24 protein-coding genes are annotated in these 24891 nt (G+C 60.4%); 21 read left to right on the forward strand and 3 right to left on the reverse strand.

What is annotated here, in order from left to right; translation table 11 throughout:
- Positions 1 to 2: 2 nt before the first annotated feature.
- Positions 3 to 89, forward strand: coding sequence for an IS3 family transposase (locus tag RX395_RS03490; protein ID WP_316365605.1), 87 nt, complete (start codon positions 3 to 5; stop codon positions 87 to 89).
- A gap of 95 nt (positions 90 to 184) precedes the next feature.
- Here RX395_RS03490 and RX395_RS03495 read toward each other — a convergent pair whose 3' ends face one another.
- Positions 185 to 949: an aminoglycoside phosphotransferase family protein gene (locus tag RX395_RS03495; protein ID WP_035138543.1), complete on the reverse strand. Its 765-nt coding sequence runs from the start codon at positions 947 to 949 to the stop codon at positions 185 to 187.
- Between the two features lie 88 nt (positions 950 to 1037).
- On the reverse strand, positions 1038 to 3686 hold the full coding sequence (gene adhE, locus RX395_RS03500; RefSeq protein ID WP_316365489.1) for a bifunctional acetaldehyde-CoA/alcohol dehydrogenase: 2649 nt from the start codon (positions 3684 to 3686) through the stop codon (positions 1038 to 1040).
- A 329-nt stretch (positions 3687 to 4015) separates the two neighbouring features.
- On the opposite strand from adhE, the gene RX395_RS03505 reads away from it, so the two are divergent.
- Positions 4016 to 4792 carry a transposase gene (locus RX395_RS03505; RefSeq protein WP_316365491.1) on the forward strand — a complete coding sequence of 259 codons (777 nt, stop codon included), beginning with the start codon at positions 4016 to 4018 and terminating at the stop codon, positions 4790 to 4792.
- A 226-nt stretch (positions 4793 to 5018) separates the two neighbouring features.
- Here RX395_RS03505 and rpmB read toward each other — a convergent pair whose 3' ends face one another.
- On the reverse strand, positions 5019 to 5207 hold the full coding sequence (gene rpmB / locus RX395_RS03510) for a 50S ribosomal protein L28 (protein WP_022094725.1): 189 nt from the start codon (positions 5205 to 5207) through the stop codon (positions 5019 to 5021).
- 452 nt (positions 5208 to 5659) lie between these two features.
- Between rpmB and pyrR the strand changes: the two genes are divergently transcribed.
- From pyrR to dnaJ, 19 genes are all read left to right on the forward strand, one after another.
- Positions 5660 to 6244: a bifunctional pyr operon transcriptional regulator/uracil phosphoribosyltransferase PyrR gene (gene pyrR / locus RX395_RS03515; protein WP_117770320.1), complete on the forward strand. Its 585-nt coding sequence runs from the start codon at positions 5660 to 5662 to the stop codon at positions 6242 to 6244.
- 4 nt (positions 6245 to 6248) lie between these two features.
- The gene (locus tag RX395_RS03520) at positions 6249 to 7193 is read left to right on the forward strand and encodes an aspartate carbamoyltransferase catalytic subunit (RefSeq protein WP_316365498.1); all 945 of its coding nucleotides are present in this window, start codon (positions 6249 to 6251) and stop codon (positions 7191 to 7193) included.
- A complete protein-coding gene (locus RX395_RS03525; RefSeq protein WP_118273339.1) occupies positions 7177 to 8466 on the forward strand; it encodes a dihydroorotase in 1290 nt (429 codons plus the stop codon). Before RX395_RS03520 ends, RX395_RS03525 begins: the two co-directional genes overlap by 17 nt.
- Before the next feature lie 116 nt (positions 8467 to 8582).
- Positions 8583 to 9350 (forward strand): dihydroorotate dehydrogenase electron transfer subunit, encoded by a 768-nt coding sequence (locus tag RX395_RS03530; protein WP_316365607.1) that lies wholly within the window; start codon positions 8583 to 8585, stop codon positions 9348 to 9350.
- A 14-nt stretch (positions 9351 to 9364) separates the two neighbouring features.
- Complete coding sequence (locus RX395_RS03535; RefSeq protein ID WP_006236128.1) at positions 9365 to 10273, forward strand: dihydroorotate dehydrogenase; 909 nt, start codon at positions 9365 to 9367, stop codon at positions 10271 to 10273.
- Positions 10267 to 10983, forward strand: a complete 717-nt coding sequence (gene pyrF, locus RX395_RS03540) for an orotidine-5'-phosphate decarboxylase (protein WP_316365501.1) — start codon at positions 10267 to 10269, stop codon at positions 10981 to 10983. Before RX395_RS03535 ends, pyrF begins: the two co-directional genes overlap by 7 nt.
- A gap of 239 nt (positions 10984 to 11222) precedes the next feature.
- Positions 11223 to 11531, forward strand: coding sequence for an integration host factor, actinobacterial type (mihF, locus tag RX395_RS03545; RefSeq protein ID WP_006236130.1), 309 nt, complete (start codon positions 11223 to 11225; stop codon positions 11529 to 11531).
- Positions 11532 to 12101, forward strand: a complete 570-nt coding sequence (gene gmk / locus RX395_RS03550) for a guanylate kinase (RefSeq protein ID WP_006236131.1) — start codon at positions 11532 to 11534, stop codon at positions 12099 to 12101. It abuts the gene before it with no gap.
- A gap of 5 nt (positions 12102 to 12106) precedes the next feature.
- Positions 12107 to 12388: a DNA-directed RNA polymerase subunit omega gene (locus RX395_RS03555; RefSeq protein ID WP_035138532.1), complete on the forward strand. Its 282-nt coding sequence runs from the start codon at positions 12107 to 12109 to the stop codon at positions 12386 to 12388.
- Positions 12389 to 13633, forward strand: a complete 1245-nt coding sequence (gene thiI, locus RX395_RS03560) for a tRNA uracil 4-sulfurtransferase ThiI (protein WP_006235944.1) — start codon at positions 12389 to 12391, stop codon at positions 13631 to 13633.
- Positions 13634 to 13846: 213 nt separating this feature from the next.
- Positions 13847 to 14560, forward strand: a complete 714-nt coding sequence (locus RX395_RS03565; protein ID WP_316365504.1) for a helix-hairpin-helix domain-containing protein — start codon at positions 13847 to 13849, stop codon at positions 14558 to 14560.
- Entirely contained in the window at positions 14557 to 16860 is a 2304-nt protein-coding gene (locus RX395_RS03570; protein ID WP_316365505.1) for a DNA internalization-related competence protein ComEC/Rec2, read from the forward strand. Before RX395_RS03565 ends, RX395_RS03570 begins: the two co-directional genes overlap by 4 nt.
- A 78-nt stretch (positions 16861 to 16938) precedes the next feature.
- Positions 16939 to 17901, forward strand: a complete 963-nt coding sequence (holA, locus tag RX395_RS03575; protein WP_316365507.1) for a DNA polymerase III subunit delta — start codon at positions 16939 to 16941, stop codon at positions 17899 to 17901.
- A 133-nt stretch (positions 17902 to 18034) separates the two neighbouring features.
- A complete protein-coding gene (gene rpsT / locus RX395_RS03580; RefSeq protein ID WP_022094714.1) occupies positions 18035 to 18301 on the forward strand; it encodes a 30S ribosomal protein S20 in 267 nt (88 codons plus the stop codon).
- Positions 18302 to 18397: 96 nt separating this feature from the next.
- Positions 18398 to 20209, forward strand: a complete 1812-nt coding sequence (lepA, locus tag RX395_RS03585) for a translation elongation factor 4 (protein WP_316365510.1) — start codon at positions 18398 to 18400, stop codon at positions 20207 to 20209.
- 4 nt (positions 20210 to 20213) lie between these two features.
- A complete protein-coding gene (gene dusB, locus RX395_RS03590) occupies positions 20214 to 21257 on the forward strand; it encodes a tRNA dihydrouridine synthase DusB (RefSeq protein ID WP_316365511.1) in 1044 nt (347 codons plus the stop codon).
- 2 nt (positions 21258 to 21259) lie between these two features.
- Complete coding sequence (gene hemW / locus RX395_RS03595) at positions 21260 to 22492, forward strand: radical SAM family heme chaperone HemW (RefSeq protein ID WP_316365513.1); 1233 nt, start codon at positions 21260 to 21262, stop codon at positions 22490 to 22492.
- A 58-nt stretch (positions 22493 to 22550) separates the two neighbouring features.
- A complete protein-coding gene (locus RX395_RS03600) occupies positions 22551 to 23654 on the forward strand; it encodes a DnaJ domain-containing protein (RefSeq protein WP_316365515.1) in 1104 nt (367 codons plus the stop codon).
- Positions 23655 to 23736: 82 nt separating this feature from the next.
- Positions 23737 to 24885: a molecular chaperone DnaJ gene (gene dnaJ, locus RX395_RS03605; protein WP_316365516.1), complete on the forward strand. Its 1149-nt coding sequence runs from the start codon at positions 23737 to 23739 to the stop codon at positions 24883 to 24885.
- The last annotated feature ends 6 nt before the right edge of the window (positions 24886 to 24891 follow it).

The following is a 24891-nucleotide window of genomic DNA, read 5'->3' on the forward strand; positions in this document are numbered from 1 at the left end:
ACATAGTCCACTGGAACACGAGCCGGAGGCAGGTAAGATTGAAGGGCCTGACCCCGGAGGAGTTCCGGAATCAGGCCCTTGCGGCCTAGTCGCTATTTAGGGCGTCCAAGATTTGGGGCGCAGTTCACATTCGAGCTGCGGGGTTTTCCTTTGTGCCTCCGATGCGAAATAAATCGCTCAGATATTACTGATAATCGACGACGTCGATCCAGTTCTTCAGGAACTCATCGTTCACATTGCGCTTACGAGCGAGCTCGGAAGCGGCGACGATGCTCGTCCACTGACGCACGACCTGCATGGGCATGTCGGCGCGGTCGCAGTAGAGCTCCAGGTAGGCCTCAGCCTGATCCTTGCTGTTGAGGGCAAAGAGCAGGTAGGTGGTGGCAACGTCGGCAGCAGGGGAGCCCTGGGTGGCGTGTGCCCAGTCGCACACATAGAGCTGGCCGTCGTCGCCGACGATGACGTTGGAGGGGTTGAAGTCGCCGTGGCAGACCTTGAACTCCTTGGTCATGCCGTCCAGACGCTCCTGAAGGTTGTAGCGCGTGGTGGCATTGAGCTGATCAAGGCTGTCGATCATGCGGGCGTACTTGTCGCGCTGACGGTTGAGCAGCGGGGAGGTGTAGCCGTGGATCTCGATCTGGAGGTCGACGAACATCTCGAGGTACTCACCAAAGCGCTGGGGCTCGGCAGTCATCTTCTCGGCAAGGGTGGTGCCCGGAACCTTCTCGGTCACGAGCGCCCAGCCGTTGGCGTTCTCGAGCTGGGAAACCTCGAGCGCCTTGGGGCTGCGGATGCCGCACTCATTGATGCGGGCAAGATTCAAAGCCTCGTTGAACACGTCGGAGACAGGCTTGGTCTCGTTAAAGACCTTGACGATCTTGTCGCCCAGGTCGTAAACGACCTTGTTGCCACGGCGGACGAGCTCGGTCTTGGAATCGGGTAGCAGCATGGTTGCATCCTTTCAACGATGCGATAGAAGCGACGGCGGGGGTGTGTGAAACACCCGTGCACCCCCGCCGTTAAAAACCGTGCTAAAACTAGCAGACGGCGTAATCCTGGGGCTCGCGGCCGTAGTAGGCGTCCAGGTAGAGCTCCTTGATCTCGCTCATGAGCGGGTAGCGCGGGTTGGCGCCGGTGCACTGGTCGTTGAATGCCTGCTCGGTCATTTCGTCGAGGGTGTCGAGGAAGTACTGCTCGTCAACACCGTAGTCGGCGATGGTCTTCTTGACGCCGATGAAGTCCTTGAGCTCCTCGAGCTTCGTGATGAAGTTCTCGAAGACCTCCTTGTCGTCCTTGCCCTCGATGCCGCAGTACTTGGCCATCTCGGCGTAGTTGTGCAGCGCGTTGGGGTAAGGATACTGGGAGAAGGTGCCCATCTTGACGGGAGCCTCGGCGGCGTTGTAGCGCATGACGCGGGTCAGGATGACGGCGTTTGCGAGGCCGTGGGGCAGGTGATGGAAAGCGCCGAGCTTGTGGGCCATGGAGTGGTTGAGGCCCAGGAAGGCGTTGGCGAAGGCCATACCGGCCATGCAGGAGGCGTTGTGCATCTCCTCGCGGGCGTGCGGGTCCTTGGCGCCGTTCGTGAAGCTGGAGGGCAGGTTCTCGAAGACGAGCTTGGCAGCGCGCTCGGAGAGGCCCTTGGTGTAGTCGGAAGCCATGATGGAGACGTAGGACTCGATGGCGTGGGTCATGACGTCGATGCCGGAGGCAGCGGTCAGGCCGCGCGGGGCGGTCATGCAGTTGTCGGCGTCGACGATAGCCATGTTGGGGAGCAGCGCGTAGTCGGCGAGCGGCCACTTGATGCCGGTCTCCTTGTCGGTGATGATGGCGAACGGCGTGCACTCGGAGCCGGTACCCGAAGAGGTCGGGACGGCGACGAAGTAGGCCTTCTTGCCCATCTCGGGGAAGGTGAAGATACGCTTGCGGATGTCCATGAAGTCCATGGCCATGTCCTCAAACTTGCACTCGGGGTGCTCGTACATCATCCACATGATCTTGCCGGCGTCCATAGCAGAGCCACCGCCGACGGCGATGATGACGTCCGGCTCAAAGAGAGCCATCTGCTTGGCGCCGCGACGTGCGCACTGCAGCGACGGATCGGGCTCGACGTCGTAGAAGCAGTCGTGGGCGATGCCCATCTCGTCGAGCTTGGCCTCGATGGCGCGGGTGTTGCCATTCTTGAAGAGGAACTGGTCGGTGACGATGAAGGCGCGCTTCTTGCCCATTACGTTGCCCAGCTCGTCGAGGGCGACGGGCGTGGAACCCTTCTTGAAGTAGACCTTCTCGGGAGCGCGGAACCACAGCATGTTCTCACGGCGCTCGGCCACAGTCTTAACGTTGATCAAGTGCTTCACCCCAACGTTCTCGGAGACGGAGTTGCCGCCCCAGGAGCCGCAGCCCAGGGTCAGAGACGGCTTCATGCCAAAGTTGTACAGGTCACCGATGCCGCCGTGCGAGGACGGGGTGTTGATGACGATACGGCAGGCCTTCATGACGTGCTCGAACAGGCTGATCTTCTCGGCCTGGGCGGGGTGCACGTACAGAGAGGCGGTGTGGCCCGGGCCACCGGCGAGCACCAGGTGCTCGGCCTTGTCGACGGCCTCCTGGAAGTCCTTGGCGTGGTACATGGCCAGCACCGGGGAGAGCTTCTCGTGGGAGAACTCCTCCTTGGCGGGGTCGGTGGAGGTGACCTCGGCGATCAGGATCTTGGTCTTGGCGGGAACCTCGATGCCGGCGAGCTCGGCGATCTTGGCAGCGGCCATGCCGGGGATGCGGTGATCGAGAGCGCCGTTCTTGAACATGGCGGCACGCAGGGCCTCCATCTCGGCACCCTGCTTGACGAAGTAGCAGCCGCGTTTCTGGAACTCGGCCTTAACCTGGTCATAGATGCTGTCGATGACAGTCACGGACTGCTCGGAAGCGCAGATCATGCCGTTGTCGAAGGTCTTGGAGTGGATGATGGAGTTGACGGCGAGCAGCACGTCGGCGGTGTCGTCGATGACGACCGGGGTGTTACCGGCGCCAACGCCCAGGGCGGGCTTGCCCGAGGAGTAAGCGGCCTTGACCATGCCCGGGCCACCGGTGGCGAGGATGATGTCGACGTCGCGCATGACCATGTTGGTCAGCTCGATGGAGGGGACATCGACCCAGCCGATGATGCCCTCGGGGGCGCCGGCCTTGACGGCGGCGTCAAGCACGAGCTTGGCGGCGGCGATGGTGCACTTGGCGGCAGCCGGGTGCGGGGAGATGATGATGGCGTTGCGGGTCTTCAGGCAGATCAGCGTCTTGAAGATCGCGGTGGAGGTGGGGTTGGTCGTCGGGATGACGGCGCCCACGATGCCGATGGGCTCGGCGATCTTGGTGATGCCGTAAGCCTCGTCGCGCTCCAGGACACCACAGGTCTTGGTGTTCTTGTAAGCGTTGTAGATGTACTCTGCGGCGTAGTGGTTCTTGATGACCTTGTCCTCAAGAACGCCGCGGCCGGTCTCCTCGATGGCCATCTTCGCCAACGGGATACGAGCCTTGTTGGCGGCCATGGCGGCCTCATAGAAGATCTTGTCGACCTGCTCCTGCGTGTACGTAGCAAAAAGCGCCTGGGCCTCTCGCATCTGAGCGAGCTTAGCCTCAAGCGCCTCTACGTTGTCCACAATTGCGGGAGTAGTGTTTTCCGGTGACTTTTTCACCATTTGTGTCTCCTTGCGATCGGAGATTTACCCTACGCCTTGCATGATAGCAAGAAATAATTCGGTGAACGGTCAGATTCCCGTAAAAGACAAACTAAAACGCTTCAACTAAATGAAGCGATTCAACTAAAACCATCTGCTTTGTCGCCCCGCTCATTGGGGACAGACTTACATGAGTGCTTTCACTCATTTGGGACAGACATTGATTTGCCATTTTGCCGTTCTGGGCCTGTTTTTGCCGCTCATTGGATATAAATAGATCACAGGCTCAGCATTTCGCGTTCCTTCTCTCCTTTTAGGTGTTGCCTGTTCAGTTTTTGAAAGGAGAGATTATGCCTCGATGCGCCCGTGCCGTTTCGCTCACCGGTTATTACCACGTCTTTGACCGTGGTAACTCTAAACAGATTATTTTTGAAGATGACTCTGACCGATATCGTTTCTTATCGGACATCTCGGACAGGTTCGCGCACCATAAAGTGGCGGTGTTGGCTTGGTGCCTTATGGACAATCACTTCCATTTGATGGTTGATGACCCATTTGACAATCTTTCAAAGGCAATGCAGTGTGCGCTGACGGCGTATGCCAAGTATTTCAATGGGAAAACGGGGAGAACAGGCCATCTGTTTGACAATCGCTATTCACGGGTCGCGGTCGAGTCGGACACGCAGGCGGTACAGCTGCTCGATTATATCCATCTCAATCCCGTGAAAGGTGCGCTCGACTCGCTCGAGGCGTACCGCTGGTCAAGCTACAAGGCATATCAGCTGGGCTATGATCCCTTTGACATCTGTGACGCGGCTCCTATGCTCGATATCGTCGGAGGCTCCCGTTGCTATTGCGAGCATCTCGAGGAAGTTGCCGGGCACATCTGGTCAGTGGAGGTTCTTCCACGCCGGCGGATCCCCGATGAGGAGGCCCTTTCCGTTGCGCACGAAGTCCTGCCGAGCATAGATCCTGCGCTGCTCAAGGCCCTGCCACGCCCCGATCGCGATGCCTGTCTGCTGAGGCTCAGGCGGGCACATCTCACGGTCAAGCAAATTGCCCGTATCACCGGCATCGGCGCTACAAGCGTAACCAAGGCCACCGCGGGCTGGAACGAGGCGGCGTGAGGTACGTACTGGTGACGATCGAAGCGCCGTGAGTTCGTCGATGCACTGTGAGCTTTGGAAAGCACTCATCTAAGTCTGTCCCCAATGCGTGAAAGCACTCATGTAAGCCTGTCCCCAATGAGTGCAAAAAGGCGCCCTCCGTAGGGGAGGACGCCTTTGGTAAGTTCTATATGAACGCGAGGTCTTTGACCCGGAGAGTCCGAGGTACTTGTTGGTAAGACCTTATTTAGGAGCGCGCAACCTTGCCGGACTTGAGGCAGGTGGAGCAAACGTTCATCTTGCGACGGTGACCATCGACGACGACGTAGACGCGCTGGATGTTGGGGCGGAACTTACGGTTGGTGACGCGGTGAGAGTGGCTGATGGAGCGACCGGCAACGGGGTGCTTACCGCAAACTTCGCAAACTTTGGACATAACTGACCCTCCTTGGGCGACAAACGAACATGTCGCGTTAACAAACAAGCCTGAACTATAGCACAGAAGTCGCTCCCTGTGCGCAATCTACACAGAGATATTCCTCTTTTGGCGATAGTGCCCACGCCACGGCCCTGGACGTAGATCCGATTTGCGTGCAGCAGAGGGGATTATGCCAGCTCGTGCGTGCGTTTTCAAGCTCGTCCCACAAATATATATAGGTTTATTGGGCTTTGGGCTCCGTTTACGGATTGCTCTGTATTTATGCTCGCAATTAAGCTCGAGGTTGGCTACACTATCCCTTGACCATTAAAGGGGTACGAGATACCCACATGGAATTACATAGCTGCCATGCGAGCAGCCCTTCCTGTGGGTGTCTGGTCCGCTTTAAGCGGTCGGGCATCTATTTTTTTGACTGTGTCAGCAGTCAAGACATGTGAGGAAGGAGATCGATGGGCACGACTTCCCCCAAGGCGGTCATCATGGACGAGACCGCCGTCAATCGAGCGATGACCCGCATCGCGCACGAGATTCTCGAGCGCAACGAGGGCTGTGAAGACCTCGCTCTGGTCGGCATCGTCACGCGCGGCGACCTTCTGGCTAAGAAGCTCGCCGAGGAGATCAAGGAGATCGAGGGCGTCGAAGTTCCGCTCGGCAGCCTCGACATCAGCTTCTACCGCGATGACTATGCGACCAATTTCGCTCCCGCGATCCACGCCACCAACATTCCCTTTAGCGTCGACGGCAAGCGCGTCGTGCTGGTGGATGACATCCTGTATACGGGCCGTACCATCCGCGCCGCTCTCGACGCCGTCATGGACCTGGGCCGTCCGAGCCGCATTGAGTTGGCAGTCCTCGTTGACCGCGGCCACCGCGAGCTCCCCATCTCGCCGGACTTTGTCGGCAAGAACGTTCCCTCGTCGCATGAGGAGAACGTGCATCTATATATGAAGGAAGTCGACGGCCACACCGCCGTCGAGATCAACGACGTCGCGCCGGGCTCCCACGTGGGTTCTGCGCCGCTGGGAGGTGAGTAGTACCGTGGCGTTCAACCATAAGCACCTGATCGACATTACCGAGTACTCCGAAGAGGATATCAAGCTCATCCTCGAGACCGCCAAGGCGTTCTCCGAGGTCAACGAGCGTGCGATCAAGAAGGTCCCCACGCTCAAGGGCAAGACCATCGTCAACATGTTCAACGAGCCCTCGACGCGCACCCGCAGCTCCTTCGAGCTCGCCGAGAAGCGCCTTTCGGCCGATAGCCTTAACTTTGGCGGCTCCTCGACTTCTACAGTCAAGGGCGAGAGCCTCGTCGACACCGTCGAGACCCTCAACGCCTATAAGATCGACTGCATCGTCGTGCGCGATAAGCACGCCGGTGCTCCCTACATCGTCACGCAGAACTCGCCCGCGAGCGTCATCTGCGCTGGCGACGGCAAGCACAACCACCCCACGCAGGCCCTGCTCGACCTGTACACCATCTGGGAGCACAAGGGTGACTTCCATGGTCTGAAGGTCGCCGTCGTCGGCGATATCTCCCACTCCCGCGTTTGCGGCTCGCTGATTCCCGCGTTGAAGATCATGGGCTGCGAGACCTACGCCGTCGCCCCCGGCACGCTGCTGCCGCCGGCGCCCGAGGTTCTGCGCTGCGACCACGTGACGAGCGATCTCGATTCTGTCCTGCCCGAGCTGGACGTCGTCTACATGCTGCGCGTGCAGCAGGAGCGCCTCGAGGGTGCCCCGTTCCCCACGATTCGCGAGTACCACAAGCTCTTCGGTCTGACCAAGGACCGCGAGAAGCTCATGAAGCCCGATGCAATCATCTGCCACCCGGGCCCCATCAACCGCGGCGTCGAGTTCGACTCCTATATGGCCGACCACCCGCAACGCTCCGTCATCCTGGAGCAGGTCTACGCCGGTATCTGCGTGCGTATGGCTATCCTGTATCTGCTGCTTGGAGGTGCCGATAATGGCCTTGCTTCTTAAGAATGCCCACGTCGTCGACCCGTCCGTCGAGCTTGACGGTGTCGTTGACGTCCTGATTGACGGCGACAAGATCGCCGAGGTCGGCGAGAATCTCGCCGTCGAGGGAGCCGAGGTCCGCGACCTTTCCGGCAAGTACCTCGTCCCCGGCCTGGTGGATATGCACGTTCACCTTCGCGAGCCCGGCTACGAGGTCAAAGAGGACATCGAGAGCGGTACCCGCGCAGCTGCCAAGGGCGGCTTTACCGGCGTGTGCTCCATGCCCAACACCGATCCCGTCACCGATAACGGCACCGTCGTGGAGTTCGTCAAGTCCCGTGCTGCCGAGGTCGGTCACTGCCGCGTCTATCCGTCGGGCGCCATGACCCGCGGTCTTAAGGGCGAGGCCATGTCCGAGATGGGCGATATGGTCGCCCACGGCGCCGTCGCCTTCACCGACGACGGTCGCGGCGTGCAGGGCGCGGGCATGCTCCGTCGTTGCATGGACTACGGCAAGATGTTCGGCAAGGTCTTTATGAGCCACTGCCAGGACGAGGACTTGGTCGGCCACGGCCAGATCAACGAGGGCAAGGTCTCGACCCGTCTGGCCCTCGAGGGCTGGCCGGCTGCCGGCGAGGAGCTCCAGATCGCCCGCGACATCGAGATCGCCAAGCTGACCGGTGCCAAGCTACACATCCAGCACATCTCCACCGCCCATGGCCTGGAGATCGTGCGTGCCGGTAAGGCCGCTGGCGTTCAGGTTACCTGTGAGGCCACCCCGCATCACATGTTCCTGACCGAGAACGACCTGGACGAGACCTACAACACCTCGCTCAAGGTCAATCCGCCGCTGCGTACCGAGGAGGATGCCGAGGCCATCCGTCAGGGCGTCATCGACGGCACCGTAGACGTTATCGTCACCGATCACGCTCCCCACACCCCGTGGGAGAAGGCCCGCGAGTTCGAGCTTGCGCCCTTTGGCATGATCGGTCTCGAGACCTCGCTGTCGCTCGTGCTCACCGAGCTGGTCAACACGGGCAAGATGAGCATGGGCCGTATGGTCGAGCTCATGGCCATCAAGCCGCGTGAGATCCTGGGCCTCGACCAGGTTCAGGTCAAGGCGGGCTCCGTTGCCGACCTGACCGTGTTCGACCCCTCTGCCACCTGGACGGTCGGCGAGGACGGTTACGAGTCGCGCGCCGAGAACTCCGGTTTTGCCGGCCGCACGCTTACCGGTCGTGCCACCGATGTGTTTGTCGGCGGTAAGCAGACGCTTGCCGACGGCTGCATCTGCTAGCATAGCCTTATCGCTTTTGTGCGCGGCGCCCTTGTGGTGCCGCGCTTTCTGTTCGTTTTGACCATGCAACCGCATGGGGGATTGGAGCGTCTATGCCCACACCTTCCACTGCACGCATGCACGACTTCGAGGTCGTCTCGAACCAGGAGATCGCCGACGGCATCTTCTCGCTCGTCATCTCGGCCCCCAAGCTTGCAAGTGCGCTCAAGCCCGGTCAGTTTGTGAACATCGCCGTGCCCGGCGATGCGTCCTCGCTGCTTCGCGTGCCCCTGAGCTTCTATCGCGCCGACGCCCAGGCCGGTACCGTCGAGCTGTGGTACGCCGTCGTGGGTGACGACACCCGTCGTCTGTCGCAGATGGCCCCCGGCTCCACCTCTAATCTGCTGGGCCCTGGCGGCCGCGGCTGGCTTGTGCCCGAGGGTACCAGGAAGGCGCTGCTCGTTGCTGGCGGCATCGGTGTTCCGCCCGTGCTGTGTCTTGCCGGCATGCTTGCCGAGCAGGGCGTGAATGTCGATGTGTGCCTGGGCTTTGGCACCGCTTCCAAGGCCGTGGGTGTCGATGAGTTCCGCGCGCTGGGCGCCACGGTTAACGTGTGCACCGATGATGGCACGCTGGGCACGCACGGTTTTTGCACCGACCCGGCAGCCGAGCTGCTCGGCGAGGGCGGCTACGACTATGTGGCCAGCTGCGGCCCCGCTGTCATGATGAAGAAAGTCGCCGCCGCTGCCGCCGAGGCCGGTGCGTACTGCGAGGTGTCGCTTGAGCGCATGATGAGCTGTGGCTTTGGCGCCTGCAACACCTGCAATGTAGAGACGGTCGACGGTATGAAGGGCGCCTGCATGTGCGGCCCCGTGTTCGATGCTTCCAAGGTGGTGGTCTTCTAGTGGGTACCGTGAACATGGCCGTCGATTTCGGCGGCGTCAAGATGCAGAACCCCATCAACACCGCAGCCGGTACCTTTGGCTACGGTTGGCAGTTCCAGAACTTCTTTGATGTTTCCCAGCTGGGCGCCATCACCACCAAGGGTTGCGCTGCCGAGCCCTGGCCCGGCAACCCCGCGCCCCGCATGGCCGAGATTCCCGGCGGTATGATTAACTCCGTGGGCCTTCAGAACCCCGGCGTGGCCGCCTTTGCTCGCGAGTCCGGTCCGTGGCTCGAGCAGCTCTCCAAGGACGGCTGCCAGGTCATCTGTCAGGTTGCCGGCCACTCCGTTGACGAGTTTGTCCGCGCACTCGAGATGTATGTCGAGCTGTGCCCCTGGGCTGCCGGCTACGAGATCAACGTGAGCTGCCCCAATATCGCCGCCGGCGGTGCCGCCATGGGCTCCACGCCCGAGGGCGCCTCTTCCGTTATGGCTGCCTGCCGCAAGGTGACCGATAAGCCGCTGTTCGTGAAGATGGCGCCGGTCAACGTCGCCGAGATCGCCAAGGCCCTCGAGGCTGCCGGCGCCGACGGCCTTTCGGTCATCAACTCCATTCAGGGCATGGCCATCGACGTCCATACCCGCAAGTCCCGCGTGGCAAAGCCCAAGGGCGGCCTTTCGGGCCCGCTGTGCCACCACATCGCCGTGCGCATGGTCTGGGAGGTCGCCCAGGCCGTCGATATCCCCATCAACGGTGTCGGCGGTGTCATGACCGGCGAGGATGCGGCCGAGTTTATCCTGGCCGGCGCCACCTGCGTGTCGGTCGGCATGGCCAACTTCGTCGATCCGTGCGCTTCGCTCAAGATCGCGCACGAGCTCGAGGCCTGGGCCGAGTCCCAGGGCGTAAAGGACATCAACGAGCTGGTAGGTGCTTTCGAATGCTAGAGACCGATGCCCGCGACCGCGTAATCGTCGCCCTCGACTGCGATCGTGAGCGTGCGCTCGAGCTCGCCCACGAGCTTTCGGGCCATGCCGCCTGGCTCAAGGTTGGCATGACGCTCTATTACGCCGAGGGTCCTGAGATCGTCAAGACGTTCAAGGATTTGGGCTTTAAGGTCTTCCTTGACCTTAAGTTCCATGATATTCCGCATCAGGTTCGCGGTGCCGCCCGCTCGGCCTCGCTTGCCGGTGCCGACCTGCTTTCGGTCCACGGCTTGGGTTCGGGCGCCATGCTCGCTGCCTGCCGCGAGGGTGCCGAGGAGGCGCGCGAGGACCGCGCCAAGCTCGTCGCCATCACCGTGCTCACGAGCATGAATCAGGATGCCTTGAGCGAGATCGGCGTCGAGTCGCCCGTGGCCGATGAGGCCGCCCGCCTGGCAAAGCTCGCTCAGGCCAACGGCATCGATGGCATCGTGTGCTCGCCGATGGAGGCTCACGACATGCGCGAGCTGCTGGGTCCCGATGCCCTGATCGTGACTCCGGGCGTGCGTCCGGTGGGTGCCGCCCTTGGTGACCAGTCCCGCGTGGCGACGCCTTCCCAGGCTATCGAGCGCGGCGCAAGCCACATTGTGGTGGGCCGTCCCATCACCGGCGCCGACGATCCGGTTGCCGCCTTTGACGCCATCGTCGCCGAGCTGGTCGAAAACGTCGCGTAAAAGATTCCCCTAAGTCACCACTTTTGGGTCTCATTAGCACAAAATAGCCCCTGTGCCTGCGTAAACTTTCCCATCCTTTGTGTGGAATCGCAGGTCAGGGGCTTAACTTTGGGCGCAGTATATTGCACTTTTTGCGGGTATCGTCTAACCTATGGAGCCGCGATTGGGCATTTTGTACGTTCTACGTGCTAAAATGCCAATTATTGAATCAGATATAACCCAACTATTTGGAGGTTCGAATGGCACTCCCTCAGCTTACCGATGAGCAGCGCAAGCAGGCTCTTGAGAAGGCTGCTGCCGCACGTCACGCCCGCGCTGAGCTTCGCGAGCAGATCAAGAAGGGCGAGAAGTCCCTCGAGTCCGTGCTCAACTCCGATGACCCCATCGCTTCCCGCATGAAGGTTTCCACCCTCATCGAGTCTCTCCCTGGTTATGGCAAGGCCAAGGCCGCCAAGATCATGGAGGAGCTCGGTATCTCCGCTACCCGTCGCGTCCAGGGCCTCGGCGTCCGTCAGCGCGAGCAGCTCCTCGAGCAGCTGACCAAATAAGTGAGCGCTCAGGATTCCAAGCTCTTTGTGATTTCTGGACCGTCAGGCGCAGGGAAGGGTACGCTCGTCACTCGTGTGCGCGAGCGCCGCTCGAACCTGGGCCTGACGGTTTCGGCTACCACGCGAGCACCACGCAAAGGTGAGGTCGACGGCGTCAACTACTTTTTTCTGACGCGCGAGGAGTTCGACCGCCGCGTGGCAAACGGTGAGTTTGTTGAGTGGGCCGAGGTCCACGGTAACTGCTACGGCACGTTGGTGAGCGAGGTCACATCCAAGCTCGCCTCTGGCGCATCTCTGATTTTGGAGATCGATGTCCAGGGCGCCCTGCAGGTGAAGGAGCGTTTCCCCGAGGCCGTGCTGATCTTTATCAAGCCGCCTTCGCTTGAGGTGCTCCGCGAGCGTCTAGTCGGTCGCGGTACCGAGACGCCCGAGACGATTGAGCTGCGTATGGCAAACGCCGCCGATGAGCTTGCCCTTGCCGACCGCTACGACGACGTCGTGGTTAATGACGATCTCGACCGCGCGACCGATGAGCTCGTTCGCGTTCTCGATATGCATGAAAGGATCTGAGGTCCGTGTCCGTTGTAAAGCCTTGCATTGACGATCTTCTGGAGAAGACCGATCACAACCGCTTCCTGCTTGCTTCGCTTGCCTCCAAGCGCGCCTGCGATATCAATAGCATGCTGCGTGGCCAGCACAACCGCGTGCTTGCCGTCCAGGATGTCGATGACATCACCATCGGGCTTTCCGGTGCCGATACCATTTCGATGGCTATGGACGAGATTGTCGACGGCGACATCTCTTACGACGAGGCCCGTTACGAGAAGGCGCTCGGCCACAAGGTTGCTGAAGCCTAAATGGCGGCTCGCGTCTGCCTGGTCCACTATCACGAGGTTGGACTGAAGGGTAAGAACCGCGCACATTTTGAGCATATCCTCATGGATAACATCAAGGCGGCCTTGGCCGCCTTTTCCGTGAATGCCGTGTCTCGAATTTCCGGTTATATCCTCGTGACCTTTAACGAGCATCAGGCCGATGAGGCGGCGCGTGTCATTCGCACCGTTCCCGGCGTTGCTCGTGTGTCTTTGGCGTATCACACCAATCGCGACCCTCAGGAGTACTGTGCCGCCGCCGTGAAGGCGCTGCGCGAGTTTGGTTCCTTCGATTCGTTTAAGGTGCACGCCAAGCGCTCCAATACCGATTATGAGCTCACCTCGATTGACATCAATCGTCAGGTGGGCGAGGTGCTGTGCGAGGCCTTCCCCGATAAAAAGGTTCAAATGCACGACCCCGATGCGATGGTGCACGTACTGGTGGTCCAGGGTAGCGTTTATGTGTACGCGCGCTCCGAGCGCGGCGTGGGCGGTCTGCCGGTGGGTTCTGCCGGCAAGGTCGTGACGCTGCTGTCGTCGGGTATTGATTCTCCGGTGGCAACCTGGATGCTCGCGCGTCGCGGCGCGGTGTGCGTGCCGGTACATTTCTCAGGTCGTCCGCAGACGCCCGACACGAGCGAGTATTTGGTGCAGGACATCATTCGTGCGCTTGAGCCGGGTGTCCAGATCGGCCGCCTGTACGTGGTGCCGTTTGGCGACTGCCAGCGTGAGATTTCGGTCACCTGTCCCAGCAACCTGCGCGTGATCATGTATCGCCGCATTATGTATTCGGTTGCCGAGCGCATTGCACACATCGAGGGCGCCAAGGCCATCGTGACGGGCGAATCGCTTGGACAGGTTGCCTCCCAAACGCTTGAGAATATCATGGCCGTTAACGAGGCCGTGAAGATCCCCGTGTTCCGTCCGCTCATCGGTTCGGACAAGCAGGAGATTATCGCGCGCGCCGAGGAGATTGGTACGTTCGATATCTCGACTGAGGCCGCTCCCGACTGCTGCACGCTGTTTATGCCGCGTCGTCCCGAGACGCACGCTAAACTCGATGCCGTGCATGAGGCCTGGGAGTTGTTCGATCACGAGGAGATGATCGAGCGCCTACTCAAGCAGACCGAGTACATCGACTTCGAAAGCAACACGTATAAGGCCCCTAAGACCTTAAAACGCAAACATTCGGAGCTTGCTCCGCGTGAGATTTACCAAGATCACGAGTAAATTTGTGCATAGACCGACGATGCGTCTGCATCGTCGGTCTTTTGCTATCTGGGCATTTTGCGGCTAAGTGTTCATTTGCTGACGTGTGCCTGAATAAATGGACAGATTTGTGCAAGGTTTTGGTCGGTTTTTGGTTTGACCGCTAAAACCGGTTTTGGAGCGTAGCTGTTGCGGAGTTCCTTTCCTGACACGATGGTGTTGGGAGGTTTTGCTATGGCGCAGCGCGAACAACACGAACGGGTCAAAAAGATGGACCGCTTGGCGGACAAGCTGTTCGGTCATAAGGCGGTGGTCGTGGCGATACTGGTCGTCATTGCGATGGCGAGCGGCTTGGCGATGGCGAACCTTGGCGGCGGTGCCGGCGGCGTGTCGTTTGAGCGCACTGACGGTTCAGACTCGTTGGTGGAGCCGGGGTCCGGCGATGCCTCGAGCGGAAAGACATCCGAAGGCTCTTCGTTTAAGGCGTCTGCCGCGGCAGAAGTCTATGTCGATGTTGATGGCGCTGTTGTGTCGCCCGGTGTATACAGGCTCAAAGACGGCGCGCGGGTGGCTCAGGCGATTGATGCCGCCGGCGGGCTGGCGCCCGAGGCAGACGTTACGGGGCTCAATCGGGCATCTAAGGTCGTCGATGGACAGAAGATTCACGTTCCAACGGTAGGGGAGCAGCAGACGTCCATTGCGGAAGCCGGTGTTGATGGTGGGGCTTTCGCATCATCGGGCGTGAGTGGCGCAACAGGCCTAGTAAATATCAATACGGCAAGCGCGGTAGAGCTGCAGACGCTCTCGGGCATCGGCCCCTCCATGGCCCAGTCGATTATCGACGAGCGGACAAAGAACGGTGCTTTTGCCTCGGTTGACGATCTGATGCGTGTGTCGGGAATTGGCGAGAAGAAGCTTGCCAAAATCAAAGATTACGTCTGCGTATGAGTTCGGCCGAGCGCGAGCATGTGATGCCTCCGCGGCCCCTGATGCCGTGGACGATGGCCCTGTGCGCCGGCATGTGCATGAGCTGCGCCTTGGTGCTCAACGTGGCCGCTGATGCGCTACAGGGGGAGCAGGCGCCAGCGTTCGGGCCGCTATGGGCCATTCCCGTTGCGGCAGCGGTATTCGTTGTGCTGGCTCAATCTTGTGCGCGGCTTGCCCCTTGGAAGCGGTGGCTGTATGCCGCGTCCGTCGGTCTCGTGGCGGGAGCGGTCGTCTCGGCGTGGTGGGCTGTGGGCGCGCTAAGCGCCTCGAAGGCGCTCGACGGTCGAGCGGCAAGCAGCCTCGAGTTTGTCGTGCAGGGTGATCCATCCATAAACGACGACATGTATTCCTATACCTGCGAGGCACGCGCGGACAGTAAGAACTTGGCAACGGTTCGCCTATCGTGCGGCCGCGAGCTCAAGGTCGGGGCGCACGTGCGTGTTGTCGGTCGCGTTTCACGTTTTGAGAACGATGCGTATGGACGATCGCGCGCGCTCCGAGGCGAGGTGCGCAAGGTTAAAGCCGTTCGGATTATGTCCGTCGATGAGGGCTCTCCGGGGCCGCTGCTTCGACTGCGAAATGGGCTGCTTGTGTCCATCGCGCCTGCGACCGACCCAGCGCGTGCGCTCATAGCCGGTGTCGTCTGCGGTCGTTCGACCGAGCTGCGTGCCCAGCCGGCGGGCGATTGGTTTTCGGTGACGGGAACGGCGCATCTTATCGCCGTCTCGGGCAGCCATTTGGCTATCGTGGGGTTTGTAATCGGGGGTGTATTGCAAAAGACTCGGTGTTCGCGTGGTCTTCAGCGGGCGATATTGGCGATGGCGCTTGTGGGCTACACTGCCTTTACGGGCGCGTCTCCCTCGGCCGTGCGCGCGTGCTGCATGGTGTTCGCGACGCTTGTCGTAAACGGCGCGGGGCGTCGCCGGCACGGCGCATCGGCACTCTTCGTAACCATGTCCATCTTTGTGCTACTGCGGCCGACGGTGCTGTTCGAGATGGGCTTTCAGCTCTCGTGTGCCAGCGTCTTAGCCATTCTGTGCTTTTGCCCCTATGCGACCTACGCTTTGGGTGAGCTGGGTGTGCCATCGGGCGTTGCCAACATACTTTCCGTCACGCTGTGCTCGCAACTGGCAACACTTCCCATTACCATTCCTGCCTTCGGTACGTTCTCGCTCATTGCTCCGCTGGCAAATGCAGTCATCGGTCCGGTGGTGAGCGTACTGCTTGCTGTGTCAATCGTGCTGGTTCCCTTTTCGCTCGTGGAACCGTTGCGGATTTGGGCGCTCGTTGTGCCCATGGTTGCCGCCCGTTGCGCACTGTTCTTCGAGCAGCTGTTTGCCGCCGTGTCTGGTGCATCTGTGAGTGTGCCGCCCGATAGCATGTGGATTTACCTAGTGCCGTGTTTGCTGGCGGTTCTGTTGGTCTGGTGGCCGCGTCCCCGTGCACGTCCTATGGCGGTGGGGCTTTCATGCCTGGTGCTCTTGGCTGCGATTCCGTACATCTACTGGGATCGATTCGCTCCGCCTTCGGTGACGGTGCTCGATGTGGGCCAGGCGGATGCGATTCTTATCCGCCAGGGCGACGCATTAGCACTCGTCGACTGCGGGCTCGATGAGCGCGTGGTAGCGGCGTTGGTTCGCAATAATGTGCACCATATCGATGCCGTCTTTGTGACGCATTGGGATGAGGATCACTGGGGTGGTCTACCTGCCGTGCTCGAACAGTTTTCGGTCGGAACGATTGCCGTGGCGGCGGATGCGCTGGAGGATGCTCCTGCCGAGGTATTGAATCGACCTGGCGTTGAGTATCGGCAGGTGCGCCGTGGGGATACGGTCGACATCGGCTCATTTTGTGCCCGCGTGATGTGGCCGTTCGAGTCCGTAGATGGCGAGGGAAATGAGGACTCGCTTGTCCTGCTACTCTCTTATGTTCAGGAAGGCAAGAGCCTGCGTATGCTCCTCACTGGTGATGCCGAGCTCGACCAAGAACGGGAATTCGTGCAGGAGGTGGGGGATATCGATGTCCTTAAACTTGGGCATCACGGCTCCAAGGTTTCAGTCGATGGTGAGTTGCTGGATGTCCTGAGACCCGAGCTTTCCCTCGCGAGCGCCGGCAAGGGGAATCGATACGGTCATCCGTCGGATGCCTGCATCGATGCCGTTCAGGAAGCGGGCGGTGCGTTCGCATGCACCATCGAACACGGCGACATTACCGTCACGCCAACTGCGAATGGCTTTGCGATGCGATGCCAGCGACCGTGACGACGTCGTTGGCGTGTGGTGGGCCCCTGGGCTAGAATGGCACGGAACGAATACGAAGGCCTGCGGGAGGGGAGCGTAATGTCCGAAACCGGTCTGCTGCCGGCATATCTGATCGTCGGTACCGACGGCGTCAAGCGCGATCACGCCGTCTCGCGTATGAAGGCGCGTCTGGAAAAGTCGGGAATGGTCGAGTTCAACCTCGACGAGCGCGACATGACCAAGGACCCCGATATCGAGTCCATTATCGGATCGCTTAACACCTTTCCGATGGGCAGCGAGTTTCGCTTGGTAATCCTTGATGGCTGCTCAAAGCTCGCTAAGGCGGTCTCGGAGCCGCTTGTCGACTATCTGGCGAGTCCCAGCCCCACGACGGTCTGCCTCATCATCGCCGACTCGCTTGCCAAGAACACGCGCCTGTATAAGGCGATCGCCAAAATCGACAAGAAGGCCGTGATCGATTGCTCCGGCACCAAGCGCTGGGAGTTACCGCGCCGCGTGCAACAGATGGCGACGCAGCACGGCAAGTCGATCTCGACGGCGGCCGCCGAGGAGCTCGTCTCGCGTTCGGGTGAAAACACTCGCATGCTCGATAACGACTTGGCTAAGCTTGCCCAGATGGTCAAGGCGCCCCAGATTGAGCTTGCCGACGTTGAGCGCTGGATTGTACGTACGGCCGAGGTTCAACCCTGGGACTTTCTCAATGCGGTCTCGGCCCGTGACATGCGCCGTTCGCTCGAGCTCTTCAATCTAATGCCCGCCAAGAGCTACGTGTGGACGTACACATTGCTGTGCGGCCGCATTCGCGAGCTTATCGTTGCCAAGGCGTTCGATGCGCGCGGACAGGGTCGTGAGCTGGCCGCAACGCTCAAACTCCAGTCCTGGCAGGTCAAGAATCACCTGACCTGGGCACGTCGCTTTTCGATGGCAGAGCTCGTCGCAGCGCTCGAGGGTGCCGTTGATGTGGAGCTCGCGCTCAAGGGTTCGGCCGATTCTCAGACCGCGCTTTTGCTCTGGATTACGAACATCTTGAGAAAATCGTGATGATACCTGCCTATTTGACAAATTCGTTCTATCCCTTTGAGGGGGAGCGTGCTATAGTAGGCGCTTGCATGACCTCACCGTGTCTCAGAGGTGTCATACATTTTTTGCAAGGAACTCGAAAGGAACTCCAGAAGTGGCAAACATCAAGTCTCAGAAGAAGCGTATCCGCACCAATGAGGCAGCTCGCATGCGTAACAAGGCTGTCAAGTCCGAGCTCAAGACGCTGACCAAGCACGTCCAGTCCGCCGTCGCCGAGGGCGACGCCGAGAAGGCCCAGGCTGCCCTCAAGACCGTCACCAAGCGTCTCGACATGGCTGCCGCCAAGCATGTTATCCACAAGAACCAGGCTTCCAACCGCAAGTCCGGTCTTGCCAAGCTCGTGAACAGCATCAACGCCTAAGTTGTAAATTTCACACCACACAGATTACGCGCATAAATGGAGCCTGTTTTATGGAACAGGCTCCATTTTTTGTACCGCTCGGGTAAGATAGTCCGCATGAATACTTCAATTGACTTTTCCCACATCCGCAACTTCTCAATCGTTGCGCACATTGACCATGGCAAGTCCACGATCAGCGATCGCATCCTCGAGCTCACCCATACCGTCGACGAACGCGATATGGAGTCGCAGCTGCTCGACACCATGGATATCGAGCGCGAGCGCGGCATCACGATCAAGTCCAATGCCGTTCGCGTGTCCTATGACGCCGACGATGGCGAGACGTATCAGTTCAATTTGATCGATACGCCGGGCCACGTGGACTTTACCTATGAGGTCTCGCGCTCGCTGGCAGCCTGTGAGGGCGCGGTGCTCGTTGTCGACGCCACGCAGGGCGTCGAGGCGCAGACCGTCTCTAACGCGACGCTCGCCATGAACGCCAATCTGGACATTGTGCCGGCCATCAACAAGATCGACCTGCCCTCGGCCCATCCCGATGAGGTTAAGACCGAGATCGAGGATGACCTGGCGATCCCTGCCGATGATGCCGTGTGTGTCTCGGGCAAGACCGGCGAGGGCATCCACGATCTGCTGGAGTCCATTGTCTTTCTGATCTCTCCGCCCAAGGGCGATGCGAACGCGCCGCTCAAGGCACTCATTCTGGATTCATACTTCGACGAGTATCGTGGCGTCGTCGCCACGGTCCGCGTCTTTGACGGTTCAATCAAAAAGGGCGATACCCTGCGCATGATGCAGGCAAAGGGCGACTTTTTGGTCGATGGCGTGGGCGTCAAGCGTCCCGCCGAGACCCCGGTTGACGCGCTGACGGTCGGCGAGGTCGGATACGTGGTCACGGGCCTGAAGGACCCCGAGGCCGTTCGCGTGGGCGATACCCTCACGTGGGCGTCGAATCCCTGCCCCGAGCCGCTTCCCGGCTACCGCGAGGCCAAGCCCATGGTCTATACGGGCCTGTTCCCGATCGATAACAAGGACTACGAGAACCTGCGTGACGCGCTCGATAAGCTGCACGTCAACGACCCGTCGTTGGTGTGGGAGCCCGAGACCTCGGTGGCGCTCGGCTTTGGTTTCCGCGTGGGCTTCTTGGGCCTGCTGCATATGGAGGTCGTCAAGGAGCGCCTGGAGCGTGAGTTCAATCTTGACCTCATTGCTACGAGCCCCTCGGTGGACTATCACGTCTACAAGACTGACGGCGAGATGATTGATGTCCGCAGTCCGCAGGATCTGCCCGAGGCTACGCGCATCGAGCGCATCGAGGAGCCCTACCTCAAGGCCAAGATTATCTGCCCGCCCGAGTATACGGGTGCCGTCATGCAGCTCGCTATCGAGCACCGCGGCATTACTACCGACATGATTCATCTCACGAGCAAGTCGGTCGAGATGCGCTTTGATATGCCGCTCGCCGAGCTCATCTTGGACTTCTTTGACCAGCTCAAGAGCCGTACCAAGGGCTATGCCTCGCTCGACTACGAGTTCAACGAGTATCGTCCCTCCGAGCTCGTCAAGCTCGATATCTTGCTTTCGGGCGACGAGGTGGACGCGCTGTCGTTTATCGTCCACAAGGACAAGGCCTACGGTCTTGCCCGCGGCCTATGCGACAAGCTCAAGGAGATTATTCCTCGTCAGCTGTTCGAGGTGCCCATCCAGGGTGCTATCGGCAACAAGATCATTGCCCGTTCCACCGTCAAAGCGCGTCGCAAGGACGTTCTTGCAAAGTGCTACGGCGGCGATATCTCGCGTAAGCGCAAACTGCTCGAGAAGCAGAAAGAGGGCAAGAAGCGCATGAAGGCCATCGGCTCAGTCGAGGTCCCGCAGGAGGCCTTTATGGCGATCCTCAAGGTGGACGAGTAGGTCTATGGCGCTTTCTGAATACAGCAAGCGGCTGCTGGGTGCTTATGCCGAGCAGCCGTTCCTTATGGCTCCTATGGCGGGCGTAACCGACCCTGCCTATCGCATCATGTGTCGCCGCCGCGGTGCCAATCTTGCCTACAGCGAGATGGTGAGCGTGGCGGGCCTTGCCTATGCCAGCAACAAGACGTGGCGCCTGGTGTTGCCGGCCGACGAGGAGCAGCAGATTTGCGTGCAGCTCTTTGGTTCCAAGCCCGATCAGTTTGCGAGTGCGGTCGCCGCCGTCGAGGAGCGTGTGGGCGATCGCCTGTCGCTCATCGATATCAACATGGCCTGTCCTGCCCGAAAGGTTGTCACCAAGGGCGAGGGCTCAGCCCTTATGCGCACGCCCGATTTGGCCGAGAAGATCGTCGAGGCGGCGGTGGGCGCGGCGCATGTGCCCGTGACCGTAAAGATCCGCAAGGGCTTTTATGCCGAGGACCGTAATGCCGCGACGTTTGCCCAGATGCTCGAAGGCGCCGGTGCCGCCGCAGTCGCCGTGCATGGTCGTTGCGCCACGCAGCTCTACACGGGTCAGGCCGATTGGTCGGTCGTCGATGAGGTGGCCGACGCCGTCGAGATTCCCGTTATCGGTTCGGGCGATGTGTTCTCGGCCGAGGACGCTGCTGAGCATCTGCAAGGTTCGAGTGCCAGCGCGGTGTTTATCGCGCGCGGCATCTACGGCAATCCGTGGGTGTTCGGTGATGCTCGCGCCCTTGCGCTCGATGGCACACCGGTGCCGGCGCGCAGCTCCGTCGAGCGCCTAGACGCCCTGCGTGAGCACCTAACGCTGACGCATGAGCTCCTGCCGCTCATGTCGCGTGCACGTACGTACGCAAGCTGGTACTTAAAAGGCATGCCCCATGCTGCCGCTTGGCGTGCCCATGTGGTGCGCTGTTCCACATACGAGGAGTTTATGGCGCTGGTCGATGAGATCGAGCGCGATGTGGTGGCCTGCGAGGCCGCACTTGCCGCCGGCGAATCGGTGCCCCCTCATCCGCTGGAGGCTTAAGGGTGGCCGTTACCGCGCTGTACGTGCACGTGCCGTTTTGCGCTCAAAAGTGCCGGTACTGCGACTTTGACTCGCGCAGTTTTGCTCCGTGCGACCTGAGCGCTGCGTTCGATGCCTATTTTGAGCAGTTGTACGCGCGCCTCGATGCTTTTGGCAAAGCTGGGGCCCTTGACCAGATCCGCACTGTCTATGTTGGCGGCGGTACGCCGTCGCTGGCGGGGGAGCGCCTGGTGGAGCTGGCGCGGCGTATTCGTGCGTGGTGCGCCCCCGTTGAGTTTACCTGCGAGGCCAATCCCGAGTCGCTGACCGCCGAGCTTGCCACTGCACTTGTCAAGGTTGGTGTCACACGCGTCTCTTTGGGCGTGCAAACGCTCGATAACACCGAACTTACTGCCATCGGCCGTATTCACGATGCCGATCGGGCGCTCGCTGCCATCTCGACGGTCAAGAACGCTGGGCTTGACGTGTCGTGCGACCTTATGTGCGGACTTCCCGGGCAGACCGCAGTGAGTTGGAAGCGCACGCTCGATGGCGTGCTGGCGGCGGCTCCGCATCATGTGTCGGTCTACCCGCTCACGCTTGAGGAGGGGACGCCCCTTTATCGCATGGCGTGCCGCGATGAGTCGCTCGAGCCCGACGAGGATTTTCAAGCTTCGTGCATGGATGTGGCGCGTGAGCGTCTGGGTGCGGCCGGCTATCATCCCTATGAGGTGGCAAGCTATGCGCTCGACGGCCATGAGTGCGCCCATAACATTGCCTACTGGACCGGCCAGGGCTATTTGGGCTTGGGTCGCTCTGCCGCCGGTATGCTCGACGCCGAGGATTTTGATCGCTTGGCCGGGCTGTTTCCCGGCGTGTCTGCTCGCGGCGATGCGTACCGCGTGCGACTGGTGCAACGTGACGATGCCGCGACGGCGTTCGAGGCCGAATATCTGTCGCAGCGTGAGGCTGCGGCCGAAGACCTGATGCTTGCTTGTCGCATGACGCGCGGTGTCGCGTCCGACCTTTTGGTTCGCGCGGCTCGTGTCATCCCGGCCGATGAGCTGGCAGCTGCCTGCGATCGCGCGCTCGAATTGGGTCTTGCCACTTGGGTGCCCGAGACGCTCGGGGTCCATGAGGGACCTTTCACTTCGGCAGATGTCGTCGCGGGCTATGTTCGAGCTCGTCTGGCGCCGACACACTTGGGCTGGCTCGATGGAAATGTTCTGTTCGAGCTGTTTTGGGATCTAGCTTAGGCCGCTCGGGTAGAATTACCGGAATATATACGCTGCTGTGAGCAGGAGGTTGCCGCGCATGGCGACGATGAACGAAAAAGATTATTACGAGATTCTGGGTGTCTCCAAGGACGCCACCTCGCGTGATATTCAAAAGGCCTTTCAGCAAAAGGCCCGCAAGCTCCATCCGGACGTCAACAAAGAGCCGGATGCCGAGGAAAAGTTTAAAGAGGTTTCCGAGGCCTACGCCGTGCTTTCGGATGAGCAAAAACGTGCGCGCTACGACGCCATGCGTTCTGGCAATCCCTTTGCCGGTGCTCCTACGGCTTCGTCCTATGGTGGCGGCTACGCCGGCAACACAGGCTATGGCAATCCCTTTGAGGGCGGCTTTCCCTTTGGTGGCGCCTGGGGCCAGCAGCGTCGCGGCCAGGCTGCCTACAATCCCGAGAACGGCGCCAATGTGGTCGTCGATATCAAACTTGACGCCAAGGAGGCCAAGGGCGGTGCCCGCAAGACCGTCCGCTACACGCGTTTCGATACATGCGGACATTGCGGCGGCTCGGGTTCTGTCTCCTCCGAGCATGCCCATACCTGCCCGAGCTGCGGCGGCCGCGGCCACATCGACGTCGACCTGTCCTTCCTGTTTGGTGCGGGCACGTTTCAGTCAGTCTGCCCCGAGTGCGGCGGTTCCGGTAAGGTCGTCGCCGACCCCTGCCCCGATTGCGGCGGCAGCGGGCGGACCCGTGTGACCTCCGAGCAGACAATTGAGTTTCCTGCCGGCACGCACGATGGCGACGAGGTCCGCATTGGCGGCATGGGGCATGCTGGCACCAACGGTGCCGCGGGCGGCGACCTGGTCGGCCGTGCCCATGTTGAAGCCGAGCGCTTGGAAGGCAAAGCTCGTACCGGTTTTTACCTGATGGGCATCGTGGCGCCGTTTTTGGTGCTGTCGGCCATTTCGGGCGTGTTCTCGGCCTTTGCCGTGATGTGCTTTATTCCGTTTACCATGGGCCTGTTTATGGTGCTTTCGGACGGTGTGCTTCATCGTAGTCTGCTGTGGTGGAAGCGCGGTGCGATGCAGTTTGCCAACGGTTTTGCCAACGGCTTCATGTTCGCGCTCGTGTCGGTTTGGTTCGCGAGCTGCTCGCAACGTGCCATGCTTTCGCCCTACGCAATGCAATAACATCAAACCCTCTGTTTGCGGTCGGCCCAGCTTGGGTATAGGACGCACTGTGACAAATAATGAAAGTCGGAAGGATTCGGTCGTGTCGGAAAATAGGGATTACTACGAGGTGCTTGGCGTCGACAAGGATGCCGACGCGCGGACGATTAAGCGTGCGTTTCTAAAGAAGGCCCGTACCGTACATCCGGATGTTTCGGACGACCCCGAGGCCGAGGCCAAGTTCAAGGAGCTCAACGAGGCCTATTCCGTTCTTTCCGATGAGCAGAAGCGTGCTAACTACGACCGTTACGGCACTGCTGACGGCCCTGGTGGTTCGGGTTACGTCGATATCAACGATATCTTTGGTGGCATGGGCATGGACGACTTGTTCTCGTCGTTCTTTGGCGGCGGTGCCGGCGGTGGCGCCCGCAGCCGTCGTGAGCGTCGTCGCGGACGTGACATGGCCATCTCGCTTTCGGTGACCCTTGAGGAGGCGGCGCTCGGCTGCAAAAAGACGATCAGTTATGACCGCCTTGCTCCTTGCGAGGACTGCAATGGCACCGGTAGGGCAGAGGGCGCACAGGAAAAGCAGTGCGGCCGCTGCCACGGTACGGGCTATGTCACGACGGTTCAGCGTTCGTTCCTGGGCCAGGTTCAGTCTTCCTCGCCTTGCCCCGACTGCCATGGCGAGGGTACGGTTATCGACCATCCCTGCGAGACCTGCGACGGTCAGGGCCGCACGCCTTCGCACGAAAAGATCGACATCGATATTCCCGCCGGCGTTTCGACCGGTCGTCAGCTGTGCGTGAGCGGCTTTGGCGAGGCCGGCCTTCGCGGCGAGCCCTCGGGCGACCTGATTGTCAACGTGCGCGTTGCCGACCATGAGCGCTTTAAGCGCAACGGGGACGACCTGTACCTGGTGAGCGATATCTCGATTGCGCAGGCTGCGCTCGGCTGCGAGATCGAGGTCGAGGGCATTATGCCCGACGAGGTCGTTAAGGTGACGGTTCCCGCCGGCGCCCAGTACGGCGACACCGTGAGCGTCAATAATTACGGCATGCCGCGCATTGGCGGTGGCGGTTCGCGTGGCCGCCTGATCGTGCAACTGCGCGTGGTCGTTCCCACCAATCTTTCCAATAAGCAACGCGAACTGCTCCGTGCTTTTGCCGATGAGATGGGCGATGACGTCGCTTCTGGTAAGAAGTCGGTGACCGACCGTATCAAGAGTGCCCTCGACGATATCCTCGATTAAGGAGCC

This window comes from Collinsella aerofaciens (genome assembly GCF_032584215.1).
Classification (GTDB): Bacteria; Actinomycetota; Coriobacteriia; order Coriobacteriales; family Coriobacteriaceae; genus Collinsella.